14 protein-coding genes and 1 other RNA gene are annotated in these 14,394 nt (G+C 41.9%); 5 read left to right on the top strand and 10 right to left on the bottom strand.

The features are described 5' to 3' along the window. Positions 1-52: 52 nt before the first annotated feature. The gene (locus tag ACWM1W_RS06290) at positions 53-802 is read right to left on the bottom strand and encodes a histidine phosphatase family protein (protein WP_034590199.1); all 750 of its coding nucleotides are present in this window, start codon (positions 800-802) and stop codon (positions 53-55) included. A gap of 60 nt (positions 803-862) precedes the next feature. Further along, complete coding sequence (locus tag ACWM1W_RS06285) at positions 863-1,714, bottom strand: 3'(2'),5'-bisphosphate nucleotidase CysQ family protein (protein ID WP_375725687.1); 852 nt, start codon at positions 1,712-1,714, stop codon at positions 863-865. A gap of 12 nt (positions 1,715-1,726) precedes the next feature. On the opposite strand from ACWM1W_RS06285, the gene ACWM1W_RS06280 reads away from it, so the two are divergent. The 4 genes from ACWM1W_RS06280 (at position 1,727) to ACWM1W_RS06265 (ending at position 4,725) form a co-directional block, all read left to right on the top strand. After that, positions 1,727-2,413: an HAD-IA family hydrolase gene (locus ACWM1W_RS06280; protein WP_214001312.1), complete on the top strand. Its 687-nt coding sequence runs from the start codon at positions 1,727-1,729 to the stop codon at positions 2,411-2,413. Continuing rightward, a complete protein-coding gene (locus tag ACWM1W_RS06275) occupies positions 2,406-2,846 on the top strand; it encodes an RNA-binding S4 domain-containing protein (RefSeq protein WP_004786147.1) in 441 nt (146 codons plus the stop codon). The genes ACWM1W_RS06280 and ACWM1W_RS06275 overlap by 8 nt, the downstream gene beginning before the upstream one ends. A 145-nt stretch (positions 2,847-2,991) precedes the next feature. After that, complete coding sequence (gene recA / locus ACWM1W_RS06270; protein ID WP_004786150.1) at positions 2,992-4,035, top strand: recombinase RecA; 1,044 nt, start codon at positions 2,992-2,994, stop codon at positions 4,033-4,035. A gap of 75 nt (positions 4,036-4,110) precedes the next feature. Then, the gene (locus ACWM1W_RS06265; protein WP_214001313.1) at positions 4,111-4,725 is read left to right on the top strand and encodes a regulatory protein RecX; all 615 of its coding nucleotides are present in this window, start codon (positions 4,111-4,113) and stop codon (positions 4,723-4,725) included. 300 nt (positions 4,726-5,025) lie between these two features. Here ACWM1W_RS06265 and ffs read toward each other — a convergent pair. After that, positions 5,026-5,122, bottom strand: an RNA gene (ffs, locus tag ACWM1W_RS06260) — signal recognition particle sRNA small type. A gap of 295 nt (positions 5,123-5,417) precedes the next feature. Here ffs and ACWM1W_RS06255 point away from each other — a divergent pair. After that, a complete protein-coding gene (locus ACWM1W_RS06255; RefSeq protein ID WP_214001314.1) occupies positions 5,418-6,221 on the top strand; it encodes a YbgF trimerization domain-containing protein in 804 nt (267 codons plus the stop codon). Between the two features lie 58 nt (positions 6,222-6,279). On the opposite strand, the gene ACWM1W_RS06250 is transcribed toward ACWM1W_RS06255, so the two are convergent. The 7 genes from ACWM1W_RS06250 to rseP form a co-directional block, all read right to left on the bottom strand. Beyond that, positions 6,280-7,431, bottom strand: coding sequence for an IS4-like element ISAbe18 family transposase (locus ACWM1W_RS06250; RefSeq protein WP_004646736.1), 1,152 nt, complete (start codon positions 7,429-7,431; stop codon positions 6,280-6,282). Between the two features lie 139 nt (positions 7,432-7,570). Further along, the gene (gene lpxA / locus ACWM1W_RS06245; RefSeq protein WP_005235299.1) at positions 7,571-8,359 is read right to left on the bottom strand and encodes an acyl-ACP--UDP-N-acetylglucosamine O-acyltransferase; all 789 of its coding nucleotides are present in this window, start codon (positions 8,357-8,359) and stop codon (positions 7,571-7,573) included. Beyond that, complete coding sequence (gene fabZ, locus ACWM1W_RS06240) at positions 8,356-8,841, bottom strand: 3-hydroxyacyl-ACP dehydratase FabZ (protein WP_171064833.1); 486 nt, start codon at positions 8,839-8,841, stop codon at positions 8,356-8,358. Before fabZ ends, lpxA begins: the two co-directional genes overlap by 4 nt. A 5-nt stretch (positions 8,842-8,846) precedes the next feature. Further along, positions 8,847-9,917, bottom strand: coding sequence for a UDP-3-O-(3-hydroxymyristoyl)glucosamine N-acyltransferase (lpxD, locus tag ACWM1W_RS06235; protein WP_005235295.1), 1,071 nt, complete (start codon positions 9,915-9,917; stop codon positions 8,847-8,849). A 3-nt stretch (positions 9,918-9,920) separates the two neighbouring features. Continuing rightward, positions 9,921-10,412 (bottom strand): OmpH/Skp family outer membrane protein, encoded by a 492-nt coding sequence (locus ACWM1W_RS06230; RefSeq protein ID WP_034581159.1) that lies wholly within the window; start codon positions 10,410-10,412, stop codon positions 9,921-9,923. A gap of 80 nt (positions 10,413-10,492) precedes the next feature. Continuing rightward, positions 10,493-12,952: an outer membrane protein assembly factor BamA gene (bamA, locus tag ACWM1W_RS06225; RefSeq protein ID WP_375725706.1), complete on the bottom strand. Its 2,460-nt coding sequence runs from the start codon at positions 12,950-12,952 to the stop codon at positions 10,493-10,495. An 83-nt stretch (positions 12,953-13,035) separates the two neighbouring features. Further along, entirely contained in the window at positions 13,036-14,391 is a 1,356-nt protein-coding gene (gene rseP / locus ACWM1W_RS06220; RefSeq protein ID WP_214001317.1) for an RIP metalloprotease RseP, read from the bottom strand. Between the last annotated feature and the right edge of the window lie 3 nt (positions 14,392-14,394).

Here is a 14,394-nt window from a genome sequence, read left to right as displayed (position 1 = left end):
ACTTTCATACGATAAATGTAAAAAACTCAACCTAAATGATTGAGCCTTTGAATTATTTATTTACCTTTAATTCGGTATTCTGAAATTGGGAAATATCCAGCTCATGCACTTTGCCACGCCAAATCCATTTTAGTTTAGATTCCTCAAATACATCGCCTTCAAACCAGACAAACAGACCTTCCATCATTTTCGGCCAGTCTTCACGGCTGACTTCCTGATGTCCCGACATCACTGCAATCATCGCTGCCAGAATGGTGTCATGGCTGACTGCCAGACTGAGCCCATACGGCGTTTTCGGATGAGTGTTATAAATTAATTCAAGCACATCTACTACGCCATTAATTGGATGTTTCATTCCAGGCAAAGCATTATTGACGAAGCTATTGATAAAGCCTAATGCCCCCTGTTTTTTGAAATATGGCCCTGCTTTTTGAATATCCAGTACAAAACTGCCTGGCTCAACTAGCAAACCCTGTTCAACGATTTCAATCTTATGGGTATGCGGTGCTTTATCCGTTGCATCTGCCCCTTCGATCATCAATGCTGCGGTATCTACACAGCGCTGAATCGGACTCGATATACAATGCTGGATATGCCGATCTGTTTGATTGACCAGATAAGCGCCCCATTCCTGCGCCAGATCACGTCCTTGCGGCGTCAACTGCAAATCATAACCTGCCAGTCCCTGACCAGCGACATCTTCACGCAGAGAATGCCGCGTAAACAGAGTCACAGGTGTCTTGGTATTAGGCAATAAATCTATTGCACTGAGCATACTTGGTGGAAGCAGTTTTAATGCCACAATCTTGCCAACTGATCTATCAACGGAATCTTCCTCACTATACCATGAACGGCTATGAGCTCAATCATTGTCTTGCATGTCCGCCAGTGCCCGTAAAGCCAATACCTTCATAGCTTCATTCTTATAGGCGATAAACCCGCCATTCAGTAAGGTCTTGCGCTGGTTGTAGATGAATGGCCGACCTTCAAGATCAACCAGCCCTCCACCAATCCGCTCAAGCATGCATTGACCGGCACTGGTATCCCATTCAGAGGTTGGATGGAAACGAGGATAAATGTCTACCCGGTCTTCAAGGATCATGCAGAATTTATAGGCACTTCCTGCCTTGAACTCGGTGTACGCGCTAAGTTTAGCTAGACTTTGCAAATACTCGACATATTTTGGCTTTTGCTGACTGCTCTGACTCAGACCGACAAAGACATCCTGATGATCAGTAGCTGCCTCATAGTCAAACCATGCCTGATCCTGAATATCGTATTTTAAAGGCATGCCCTGTTCAGGGCAGAAATAGATCAACTGCTGCGCAGGAACCGCCAAAATAGCAAAGGTAGTCAGACTGCCTCTGATCAGACTAAGATTAATCGTAAATTCCGGGCGCTGGTGCAGAAACTCTTTAGTGCCATCCAGAGGATCAAGTAACCAGAAATCTGTCCAGGCATGACGCTGATCCTGCTGCCCCTCTTCTGACAGTAAAGGTAATTCTGAAATTTCTGCCAAAGCCTGGGTTAAATAACTATTCACCCGATAGTCTGCCTGGGTCACAGGAGAATCATCACTTTTCTTGACAATATCAAACGCAGCACCTGAACAATAACGCTGATATTCTTCTCGCAAAATTTCACAAGCCTGTGTCAAAATGAGCACAAACTGCAAAATCATCGGATCTTGTGGTGCTATTGTCGCTTTAAACATAGAAAACCTTATATGTCGAATTGCTCAGAAAAACCGCCTGTCATTTTTGATATGGACGGAACTTTACTTGATCTTGCCTACGATGATTTCATCTGGAACGAATTACTACCGGTCCGTTATGCTGAAACACATGGCTGTAGTCTGGAACAGAGCCGCGAAACGCTTTATGCATTCTATCAGCAACATAATCATACCCTAAACTGGTACTCTTCTCGCTTCTGGACAGCTAAAGTCGAAGTCGATGTTCTGGCCATGCAAATTGAGCATAAAGATAAAGTTAGCTTACGCCCTTATTGCCTCGAATTACTCGATTATCTTAAAAATAATGGCTATCCGATCTGGCTTGCCACCAATGCCGACTGTGCCGGTCTAGCCTTTAAACTGGAACATCTCAATCTCAAAAATTATTTTGATGTCATTGTCAGCTCGGAAAGCATTGGGCATGCCAAAGAATTTGTAGAATTCTGGCAAGGCCTGAATGCCCTGCATTCCTTTGATCCTGAGCAGGTCTATTTTATTGATGATACCGAAAAAGTCCTGAATGGCGCCAAGGCTTATGGCATCCAGAACCTGTTCTGCATCCAGCAACCATCTTCCAGTAAAGTTGCGCGCCAGACTTGCAATTACCCGATGCTGCACCAATTAACAGATTTAATCACTCATTTAAATCAGTCTGAGGTAAACAAGCAATATGCGTAAATCGTCTTTACCCGAAGATGCGGTAGGCATGCGTATAGATAAATGGCTGTGGGCGGCACGTTTTTTTAAAACCCGTTCAATTGCCAAGAATGCTATTGAGGGCGGTAAAGTCCATCATAATGGTGAGCGTGTAAAAGTATCTCGCGAAGTCCGTGTGGGTATGGAGTTGACGATTCAGCAAGGTATCGACAAAAAAACCGTAGTTGTAAAAGAACTTTCTGATGTTCGTGGTCCTGCACCTGTGGCACAGAAACTGTATGAAGAAACTGAAGTCAGTATCGCTCGCCGGGAATTGATTGCATCGCAAAGAAAGTTGCATAATCTAGCGCGTCCCGATCATCGACCAAGCAAAAAAGATCGTCGAGACATCAGTCGATTCAAGAATGAAAATAGTCAGAACTTTGATCAACATTGGTCATATAATGATGATTAAATTCAAGCGTCAGCATGTGTCGTAACATTGCTGGATTTTATAGAACACAAGGGAAATTTCTGTCACTATATTCCTGTGGAACGAAGCTCTAATGTAAGACATCCACTTGAGTACTAAGTTTGTGACATCGTATTGAGGTTGTAAGATGGATGAGAATAAAAACAAGGCGCTCAACGCTGCCTTAAGCCAGATTGAAAAACAGTTTGGTAAAAACACAGTGATGCGTCTTGGTGACAATACCGTGCAAGCAGTTGAAGCTGTATCTACGGGTTCTTTAACGCTTGATATTGCACTCGGTATTGGTGGTTTACCGAAAGGCCGTATTATCGAGATTTATGGTCCTGAATCTTCAGGTAAGACCACAATGACATTACAAGCAATTGCTGAATGTCAAAAAGCTGGCGGTACATGTGCATTCATCGATGCCGAGCACGCACTTGATCCTCAATATGCCCGTAAACTCGGTGTAGATATTGATAACCTGCTGGTTTCTCAGCCAGACAACGGTGAACAGGCACTTGAAATCGCTGACATGCTGGTACGCTCTGGCGCAATTGACCTGATTGTAGTCGACTCTGTTGCTGCATTGACGCCTCGCGCCGAGATTGAAGGCGAAATGGGTGACTCGCATATGGGTCTGCAAGCACGTTTGATGAGCCAGGCACTGCGTAAAATTACCGGTAATGCCAAGCGTTCAAACTGTATGGTGATTTTCATTAACCAGATCCGTATGAAGATTGGTGTTATGTTCGGTAGCCCGGAAACGACTACTGGTGGTAATGCACTGAAATTCTATGCTTCTGTACGTCTGGATATCCGCCGTATCGGTCAGGTAAAAGAAGGCGACGAGATTGTAGGTTCTGAAACCAAAGTCAAAGTTGTGAAAAACAAAATGGCGCCTCCATTCAGAGAAGCTCTGTTCCAGATTCTGTATGGTAAAGGTGTTAACCATCTTGGTGAACTGATTGATCTTGCAGTACAGCAAGAAATCGTTCAAAAAGCGGGTGCATGGTATTCATATCAAGGTGACAAGATTGGCCAAGGTAAGAACAATACCATCCGTTACTTGGAAGAACACAAAGAGCTGGCGGATACCATTGAAAAACTGATCCGTGAGCAACTGCTTACTACAGGCAAAGTAGTCGAAGATAAAGACGAAGAAGAACCAGCAGACTTTCTGGATGCATAATCCTTAAACATCATAACAGAGCGCCCTAAGGGGCGTTTTTGTTATTATGGAATAGATATTTTAATCGAGATCAATATGTCAGACGCAAAATTCAGCAAACTTTTGGACTATGATGCGATTAAACAGCAGTTTGGTGATGCTGAAGATTCAGTCACTCCTGCACCTGTTGAGTCACAGGCTTTGCCAGAATTTGATCCGGAAGATAGCTTATTTGGTAACTCTAATAAAGAGCAAAAGAAACCCGGTCTAACCGGCTCCCGTTTGCGTTCTTATGCCTTTGCTGTACTGACTCGCAAGGAATACTCCAAAGCTGAACTCATCGAAAAACTGGCACTTTATGCAGAAGATCGCAATGAAGTGGTCACTTTGGTTGAAGAACTATCTAGAGAAAACTATCAAAGTGATCAACGTGTCGCTGAAATCATGTTGTCGAGCCAAAAGCGTAAAGGTAAAGGCCCCAATCAGATTAAAATGAAGCTAAAAAGCAAAAAGATTGATACTGCCCTGATCAGTGAAGAACTCAAAGAAACGGACTGGGTACAACAGGCTTATGAACTGAAGCTTAGAAAATATGGCCCAGAAGTGACGAAAGACCCAAAACTTAAAGCCAAACAGATCCGTTTTCTAATGTATCGTGGTTTTGAAATGGATGCGATCATGAAAGCGATTAGCCGCAAGGCAGAAGATTAATTCTTTTGTATTTGTGAAAAAATATGCTTAGGCTATTTTTTATTTTCCTCTTTGCTATCCTGCTTAAATAGTTTCCCTTATTACAATTAATCTCAAACAGCAAAAAGCTTTCAAAAGCTCAAATTAAGATAATCTATTTTCATGATTGAATTTTAATGTTCCAAACAATTCAAGTATCCAAGGAAGTGGCATTAGATAGAAATTTAAAAGTAAACATTAAAGAAAGGGAAAACAATGAAGATTAAGATTGAAAAATAAAGAGAGAATAGAGAAATTTTATAATTATAAATCTGGTGGCAACCCTACCAGCAAAGCTCCGGCACATCATAGATCTACTACCGTTGCTACCTTCCGGTCCTGGCGGGGTTCATAGAGTACAATTGCGAAGTAACCGGCAGGGCTACCATTACAGAAACAGAGTATAGAGATTTTTATTGAAGTTGCAAGGGCTGTATTTCAAATTTTCGGCATAAGCTATCCGTTTGATTATTTTAAAAACAATATGCCCCAAGATGCTGGTTTTTTAATATTCTTCACAATTAATTCATGAATATCGAAATTCACATGATCTTTGTAAAACCTTGTTGCAATTTCTAAAAATGCCGTTTTAAATGTGAAGCTATAAACGGGTTATCTCTTTTAGAATAAATGAGCTGCGGATACATAATCTCGCCAAAAATCATGGAACTTATATGATGTTTAAGAAACAGGTATTGTGTGCCCTCACTGCACTCTGTACAACCTCTCTTTTTGCTGCGATTCCTATCGAATCACGTGGACTCAGCCAAGGTGCTCAATCAAATAATATCAGCTCTCAATCTGCCATTGCTACAGGTGCAGATGCGCCTCAGACCAATACCAGCTGGCAGCTCATGCAAAAAAACCAGCAGCTTGAAAATGATCTACGCAGTTTACGTGGAAAAATCGAGGAACAAGAAAATGAGATCGAGAGATTAAAAAGCGAATTAACCAACCGCTATGCCGATCTGGATCAACGTCTTGAACTGTTGCAGCAAAAAATTGAACCTGCTGAAGATACTCCCGCGGAGGATAACCAACAGGATATTTCTCCCAGTTTAAGCTCTAATGCTCCTACGACCACTAATCAAACATCCACAACGCAACAGTCGAGTGAGCAGGAAAAAGCGGCTTATACTATTGCACTGGATGCCTATAAAAATGGTGGTGCAGCTAAAGCCATTGCGCCCATGCAGAATTTCATCAAGAATAACCCAAATAGCGTCTATATCAGCAATGCTCACTTCTGGTTAGCCGAATTCAACCTGTCCATTGATCCACCGAATTTTAATGAAGCAAAGAAGAATTATCTGATTGTGGTTGACCGCTATCCGAATTCTGCAAAAGCCTCTACTGCCGTTTATCAGCTTTATAATATTAGTAAGGATGTAGAAAAGAATGCTACTCTTGCTTCGCAATATAAAGCGAAACTACTCAAGAACTATCCGAAAGCTGAAGAAGTTAAATTTCTTAAGTAAAATATAAAGCCTCAAAATAAAAAAGACACCATGCAGGTCATTGCTGTCCCACAATTTTTCACAAGAGGAAGCTCATTTGAGCTTCCTCTTGTTTTATGGGTATTTTATCGGGTGAAAATAAGGCTTTTAAAGTTCTTCTTTCAAACAAATTCACTTGAATTATTCTGAGTAAACGTTGAACTGTCCAACCTGTTTTTCCTAAATGTTGAGCGAAACTCACCAATAAATAGGCGATCATCGCAATCCAGATTTGTGTCTGAATTGCGTTCCTGCTGCGGCCTAGAAACGCTTTTAATTTGAGATTCTGCTTAATCGCCTTAAAGAACAGCTCAACTTTCCAACGATCTTTATAAATCGCCGCAATGGTAGAGGCGGCTAAATGAAAGTTATTGCTGAGAAAGCTAAAGTGCTTGCCACTTTGCTGATCTCTATATTCAATTCTTCTTAACACTGGGGCTTTTCTTTTTAGGGCATGTGCGCTATTCAGCTGAATGGTTTCATCTTTTAGAATACCTTTGGATTCAAGCACTGGATGTTGCTGGATCACCTGATACACAGATTTAGGCCTAAAACGTGTGACAAATCCAATGTTTTGAGCAGTCAGATTTGCATACCATTGGTAATCGACATAGCCTTTATCAAAAACTACAATGCTGCCAGCAGGAAACTGGAATTTGCGGCCTTGTACCATGTCATTTTCTTTGCCATTTTCAACTGCAACAAACTCAGGAATATCATTGCTGTGATTCAATCCTATACTGAGTTTCATGCTGGCTTTTGAGTCGTGAACTTTGGCCCATTCACATAAGGAAAGCGACAGGTCAATATGACTGGCATCCAAGGAATACAAGGGATTCTTAAAGCGAAATTTATGAGCTACTTTTGAGTGTTCATAGTATTTAAGCAACTTGTAAAATAGCTGTTGATACAAGGCAGCAGGCTGCTGCTCATTGATTCGTGCCAGCGTGCTTCGGGGAATAGACTTTGCTCCGAGATGACTTAGCTTTTCCTGTTGGCACTCCAAATTGGATTGAATATCTCTCAGACTTTGCCTACAAGAGAATTGAGACATCAATATGGCAATAAACTGATCCCACCGGGAAGCCGCTCTAAATTTCTGTCCAACATGGTGTACTTTAGCAAGTTGTTCAAAATCCTGTCGCACAACAGGTTTAATTAGCTCATGAAATACGGTATTCTGATGTGACAAAACCTGAATCCTGGTCATTAAAGTGTTTGTTTGCACTCATATTTTAACTGTTAGGACTCAGGTTTTTTTATTTAAAGTAAACTATGGGACAGCAGTGCCATGCAGGTGTCTTTTTTAATTCCAACTTCACTTCTATAACTTAACGCACAATGCCACGCTTTGATTGTTCAAGTGAATCAATCAGACGTTGGGCTTCAGAAACTTCTGGAAGAATCTCGTTACGGATTTTCTCAATAGCTTCCTGAGTCGTTAAGCCAGATTTATAAATCAGCTTAAAGGATTCACGTAAACCATTAATCACGTCTTTTGACCAGCCTTTACGACGCATGCCTTCAATATTCATGGCAAATGCATGGGCCGGGTTACCCGATACCATCACATAGGCAGGAACATCTTTCAGAATCAGTGAAGCACCACCAATCATGCTGTAAGAGTCAATTTTACAGAACTGGTGAATACCTGAGTTACCACCAATCACGACATAATCGCCTACGTGTACGTGACCCGCCACACCGACATTATTTGCAAAAATGTTATGATCACCAACCATACAGTCATGTGCAATATGCGTATTTACCATTAACAGGTTATGACTGCCAATCTTGGTAATACCTTTGTCCTGAACCGTACCACGGTGCAGACTGCAGTGTTCACGAATCTTATTATAATCACCAATTTCCAGCCAGGTTTCCTCACCTGCATATTTCAGATCTTGGCAGACTTCACCAACACTGGCGAACTGAAAAATTTCATTATGTTCACCAATACGTGTGAAACCACCTACCACGACATGTGAATGCAGTTTGGTACCAGCACCAATCGTGACATTTGGCCCAATAATACAATAAGGGCCAATCTGTACATCTGCAGCAATTACTGCAGATGCGTCAATGATGGCAGTTGGATGAATTAGGGGATTATTGCTCATGCCTGCTCGACTTTCAGATGGGAAACCATAATTTCCGCGGTTGTTGCGACAATGCCATCTACTGTGGCAATACAATTATATTTATAAATGCCACGTTTTTGCATCACTAATTCAGATTTAAGTACTAATTGGTCGCCAGCAACCACTTGTTTTTTAAATCGAACCTTTTCAGCGCCAGCAAAAAGGAATAATGAACCTTCTTTTGGAGTTTCATTATTCATGACAAAACCAAGGATACCTGAGATCTGTGCTAATGCCTCGACAATCAATACGCCTGGCATGATTGGATAGTTCGGAAAATGGCCTTGCAGAAACTCTTCATTAATTGAGACGTTTTTATAACCAACAATGCCATTTTCGGTAATATCGACAACGCGATCTACCAGCAGAAATGGATAGCGATGGGGCAAATATTCACGAATCTTTTGAATATTCATTGGCAATTCAGGCTTCGTGAATGTAGGCAAATTCGACTCTGTCATCATAATTATTTACGCAACTTAAATGTTGATTCAATGGACTCAATTTGAGATTGCATATGATCCAATCGTTTTACCAACTGGGTCAATGGCACATCTGCTAATTGTCTTAAGCGAACCACTGTGCGTTTCCATTGCTGATTTGGCAACAATCCCATGCCTGAAGAATAAGTACCTTCTTCAGTAATGTTATTTGTCACCATTGACATTCCTGTCAAGGTCACATTATCGGTGATATGTAGGTGTCCTGCTACCCCACAGGCCCCCGCGAGAATACAGTTTTTGCCAATCGTGGTACTACCGGCAATCCCGCATTTGGCTGCAATCGCAGTATTTTCACCAATCTTGACGTTATGGGCGATTTGCACAAGATTATCAATAATGACACCTTGTTCCAGAATTGTGTCATCCAGTGCACCCCGGTCAATACTACAGTTTGAGCCGATCCGGACATCATCTGCAATACGGACTGAACCCAACTGGGCAATCCGATGCCATTTACCTTGATAAGGTGCGAAACCAAAACCTTCACTACCAATCACGGTATTGGCGTGGATACGAACACGATTACCAATTTTTGTAGCACCTGTTAAAGTCACATGTGCATCAATAAAACAGTCCCGACCAATTTCAACCTGGTCGTCAATCTGAACGTGTGACTGGATAATGGTATTTTCACCCACCACACAATTCTCACCAATGACGGCATAATGGCCAATATAGGCGCTGTCAGCAATGATGGCAGATGGATGAATTTGTGCGGTACTTTCAATTCCCTGAGTCGTATGCTTTTTCTCAAAAACGTGAGTCAGAATTGCAAAAGCCAGATAAGGATTGGCAACGACAATGAAGTTCTGCTGGGAAATTAGCTGCTCTTTTAATTCAGCAGTCACAATTAAAGCACCTGCCTTACTCTGAGCTGCCTGTTCCAGATATTTATCTGCATTGACAAATGCAAGGTCATGAGAGGTTGCATTTTCAAGACTTGCCAAACCTCTCAAACATAAATCCGCCTGACCTACATACTCACCTTGGACAAGACGAGCGAGGTCAGCTAACTGAAGTTTTTGATGATTCATCGATTATTTAATTGCATTAACCTTTTGAATCATTTTATCAGTTAAATCATACTTCGCGTCATAAGCAAGTACGGAATTTTTATTTAAAACCACATCTAGCTTGTTTTCTTGGCGCAATTGTTCAGCAGCACGCTTCAAATTCCCTTCAAAAGCCTTATTTACACTTTGCATGCGCGTTTGTACAGTTGCCTGTACCTGTTGCTGTACACCTGCCAGTTGAGTCGCTTTCCCTTCAAATTCTTTAGCTATTTTTTCACGTTCTGCCTGTGTTTTTGCAGTCTGGCCTTTTTGCTTGATTGCAGCAAGGTCTTTTTGAAACTGTGCAATCTGGGCAGTTTGCGGCTTGATTTCATTTTCCAGAGTGGCATTTTGCTGCTTTAAATAAGTACTGTTTTGTACTACTTTTTCCAGATCAACGATCCCATAATCATCCGCATGTGACAATGAAGTTAAACCCGCTAAAGCAATACCCATTGCCATCATCATTTTTTTCATGTTTTTACCCATTCAAAAAATTTTGCTCACAAAACCTGATGGCTTCATGAGCAAAATTTGTATTTAAGATCAAAGTCTTCTTAGAAAGTACGTCCAATTTCGAACTGAACATTTTGAGTTTCATCACCGTCTTTATCATTCAACGGGTATGCATAGCTCAGTGATAATGGACCAATCATGGTAATCCAGGTGAAACCAGCACCTACGCTATAACGCATATTGCCTGCATCGAAACCAAAGTTATCTTTACAGTACTGTTTACCACTCACCGAGCTGCCATTCACGAAAATATTATCATTAGATACATCACACTGAGTATCAAATACTTGAGCACCTTCAGCAAAGAGTACCGGACGAACCTGACGCGCCCAATCTCCCTTAAATGGAACAGGCAGAACCAACTCAGTACCAAACTGAACTAAAGCATTACCGCCCACTTCTTCTGGGGATGGATCAGTTCGGCCGATGTCAGAGAAATATACGCCTGGATATTTAGGACCTAAGGTACTGTTTTCATAACCACGTACTGAACCATAACCACCGGCATAGAAGTTCTTATAGAAAGGCAAGTCATTACCATAGCCCAACTTACCATATCCACGCAGAACAAAATCTTTGCCTAATGGGAAGAAAGCCTGAGCGTCATAAGTGAGCTTTTGATATTCCACATCGCTACCTGGCAAAGCAATTTCTGCATTGACACGATGTGACATACCTGTGGTCGGGAACATTGGACGGTTCAAAGTATTATAAGACCAACCCAGATTCAGGTTATAGGTCAAGAAATCACCCTTAAACTCTTGACCATATGAAATAGTATCAAGTGGAGCACCATTTGCATCTACACAGTTGCCTGTTGCAGATTCAACCTGACCTGGACAGAAGTCACCACGCTTGGTTTCTTTACCACCATTACGTTCCAAATAGTCAGCCACATATGTAGATACATATGGCCCTGTGGTCACTTCAGTCTGGTCTATATTCAGACCCAGGCTTACACTCTGGTTCTCATCAATTGGATAACCAAAGTTGATACCACCACCCAAGCTGTCTGTAACATAGTTGTTTACGTTATAGTCATCATCCAGCTTGGTTTTACGGTAGTACATATTATAGCCGCGACGTACACCATCAATCGTGAAGTACGGGTCCATTACACTCAAGTTATAATAATCTTGAGTTTCAGAACGTGACAGATCAATCGAAACGCTGTTCCCTGTACCCAGGAAGTTAGTCTGACTTAATCCAGCCTGGAACGTTACACCACCGCTTTGCGAGAAACCAACAGCTAGAGTACTTGTACCTGAATGCTGCTCTTCAACTGCCACATTCAAATCAATTTGATCTGGTGATCCTGGAATACGAACAGGTTTGATATCAACTGTTTTGAAGAAACCAGTACGTTCTAAACGTACTTTAGACAGATCAATCTTCTCATTGCTTGCCAGTGCACTTTCCATCTGGCGCATTTCACGACGCAATACCTCATCGGCAGTTTTAGAATTACCTGTGAAATTGATCCGACGTACAGTCACTTGTTGACCTGGATTAATATAGTAGTTCAGATCAACCTGTTTAGTTTCATTATTGATTTGAGGTACAACATTTACTTCAGCATAATAATAGCCAGCATTACCATATTTACGTAACAATAACTGTTTAACCGCATTCACTCGTTCCTGAGAATAGGTATCGCCTTCTTTATATAATTGCAAAGCTTGTAGCTCTTCAGGTTTATAAAGCGCATCACCCAGGAATTTGGTTTGTCCAAACTTAAACTGTTCGCCTTCATTGACTGAAACTTCAATAAAGACATTCTTTTTATCTTCACTCAGGTTCAGACTTGAATTGGTAATATTGAAGTTGATGTAACCACGGTTCAGATACATCGCACGTAAGGCTTCCAGGCTCGCAGCCATTTTTTCACGTGCATAACGGTCATTACGCGAGATGACCGAGCTCCAGCCACTTTCTTTAACAGCGAATGCCTGTTTGATATCTGATTCTTTAAAGACAGTATTGCCTATAATATTGATATCAAAAACTTTAGCGGCTTTACCTTCAACAAAATCGATCAGCACTTCAACGCGGTTGTTTGGTCGCGGTGTCGTTGTTACCGTAATATCGGCATCATAACGACCTTGCTGCATATATTGCTGTTCCAGCTCGGTTTCGACTGTTTGCAGTGCAGATTTCTTCAGTACCTCACCTTCAGCCAGACCCATTTTTTTCAGGCCTTCTTCCAGCGCTTCCTTCGGAATCAGCTTATTGCCTTTCAGCTCGATTTTTGAAATTACCGGACGTTCTACCACCTGGAATACCAAGGTATTGCCCTGCTGAACGGCTTTAATGTCATCAAATAGTCCAGATGCATACAAGCTACGAATCGCATTGGCAATGATCGGATCATTCACCCGGTCACCACTGTTGATTGGCACCAAGCCGTACACATTTTCTGGAGTTAAACGTACCAATCCATCAAATTTTATATCTTGTACAATGAAGTCTTCTGCCGCATATACTTGTTGTGCTACTGCCATTGCACTAACGAGTGCCAAAGGCATAAATAAATGTGTGTGCTGCATGCCAGTCTTTTCCGCTGTTAATTATTCCATTTACGTTATTATAAACGCATAAAGTCATTAAATAATGCCAAAAGCATCATACTGCCGAGCAGTACCATACCAATTTTTAATCCAACCAATTGTATTTGTTCAGAAACAGGTTTACCACGAATTAATTCGATAAAATAATAAACCAGATGTCCGCCATCAAGCATTGGGATTGGCAATAAGTTTAATATCCCTAAACTTACACTCATTAGCGCCATAAAGGAAATAAAAGTTTTCCAACCCATTTCCGCGCTTTGTCCCGCCACTTTGGCAATGGTAATCGGGCCAGAAAGATTATCCAGACCAATCAGACCACGTACCATTTTGACGATCGAGTTCAAAATCATTGAAGACAGATGTGCTGTCTTGTCAAAGGCCATCACCATCGCCTCAACAGGCGTATAGTGAATCGTCTGTTTATATTCAGCAGGAATTGTCACCTTGCCCGGATCACTTTGAACTCCGAGCATACCGGTTACATTCCCCATATTGTCACGTTTGCCTTGCGGCATGACTTGAAGATGTACCACCTGGTTACCACGCAATACATCTATCTTAAGTAATTTTTCTGGTGATGCCTGTACAACCTGTACCACATCGAACCAGTCTTTCATCTGTACACCATCAATGGCCAGAATCTTATCGCCTTCTTTAAGACCCTGACGAATGGCTGCACCATCTTCACTCAGTTTGCTCACCACAGCCGGAATTTCCGGACGATATGGCAAGAAACCTAGTGTATCAAGAGGTGACTGACTTTGATCTTTAAGAAAGTCTTGAATTGGTAACTGGAATATCTTGTTTTCACCCGCACGGTCTGCCTGAATCGAGACCACACCAGTTTCACCCACACGATCCACCAAGGCATAACTCAGTTTTTCCCAAGTTTCGACTTGCGCACCATCTACAGCGACAATCTTGTCACCCGGCTGCATCTGTACTGCGGCTGCCGGTGTGTTTGGTAAGACCTTGCCTACGCGAGTATTAAGCTGTTCTTGTGCAGGTAAAAAAAGCACCCAAAACAGGACAACGGCTAAAAGCAGGTTAATGAGAGGACCCGCAGCAACGATGGCAATACGTTTCCAGGGATGCTGACGGTTAAAGGCTTTAGGCAAGTCTTCTTCTGCCACATTGCCTTCACGCTCGTCTAGCATTTTGACATAGCCACCCAAAGGCAAAGCTGAAAGCTGATATTGGATACCGGATTTTTTAGAAGTCCATTTTAGGAGGGTTGGCCCAAAACCAATGGAATAGACCAGTACTTTAACGCCCAGTTTACGTGCCACAATGTAGTGACCAAACTCGTGAATCGCAATTAAGGGACCGAGTAATAGGATTGCGGCTGCAATAATAAACAAGGCGTTCATGTC

It is taken from the genome of Acinetobacter sp. TW_SC_4 (assembly GCF_054861205.1).
Note: the sequence above shows the minus strand (reverse complement) of the source record. Positions and strands in the feature narration are given on the sequence as shown.

What these genes read in the sequence shown, in the direction of transcription:
- ACWM1W_RS06255 (WP_214001314.1), top strand. Translation starts at nt 5,418, where the DNA reads ATGATGTTTAAGAAACAGGTATTGTGTGCCCTCACTGCACTCTGTACA.
- recA (WP_004786150.1), top strand. Translation starts at nt 2,992, where the DNA reads ATGGATGAGAATAAAAACAAGGCGCTCAACGCTGCCTTAAGCCAGATT.
- ACWM1W_RS06280 (WP_214001312.1), top strand. Translation starts at nt 1,727, where the DNA reads ATGTCGAATTGCTCAGAAAAACCGCCTGTCATTTTTGATATGGACGGA.
- ACWM1W_RS06275 (WP_004786147.1), top strand. Translation starts at nt 2,406, where the DNA reads ATGCGTAAATCGTCTTTACCCGAAGATGCGGTAGGCATGCGTATAGAT.
- ACWM1W_RS06265 (WP_214001313.1), top strand. Translation starts at nt 4,111, where the DNA reads ATGTCAGACGCAAAATTCAGCAAACTTTTGGACTATGATGCGATTAAA.
- lpxD (WP_005235295.1), bottom strand. Translation starts at nt 9,917, where the DNA reads ATGAATCATCAAAAACTTCAGTTAGCTGACCTCGCTCGTCTTGTCCAA.
- ACWM1W_RS06230 (WP_034581159.1), bottom strand. Translation starts at nt 10,412, where the DNA reads ATGAAAAAAATGATGATGGCAATGGGTATTGCTTTAGCGGGTTTAACT.
- rseP (WP_214001317.1), bottom strand. Translation starts at nt 14,391, where the DNA reads ATGAACGCCTTGTTTATTATTGCAGCCGCAATCCTATTACTCGGTCCC.
- fabZ (WP_171064833.1), bottom strand. Translation starts at nt 8,841, where the DNA reads ATGACAGAGTCGAATTTGCCTACATTCACGAAGCCTGAATTGCCAATG.
- ACWM1W_RS06285 (WP_375725687.1), bottom strand. Translation starts at nt 1,714, where the DNA reads ATGTTTAAAGCGACAATAGCACCACAAGATCCGATGATTTTGCAGTTT.
- lpxA (WP_005235299.1), bottom strand. Translation starts at nt 8,359, where the DNA reads ATGAGCAATAATCCCCTAATTCATCCAACTGCCATCATTGACGCATCT.
- bamA (WP_375725706.1), bottom strand. Translation starts at nt 12,952, where the DNA reads ATGGCAGTAGCACAACAAGTATATGCGGCAGAAGACTTCATTGTACAA.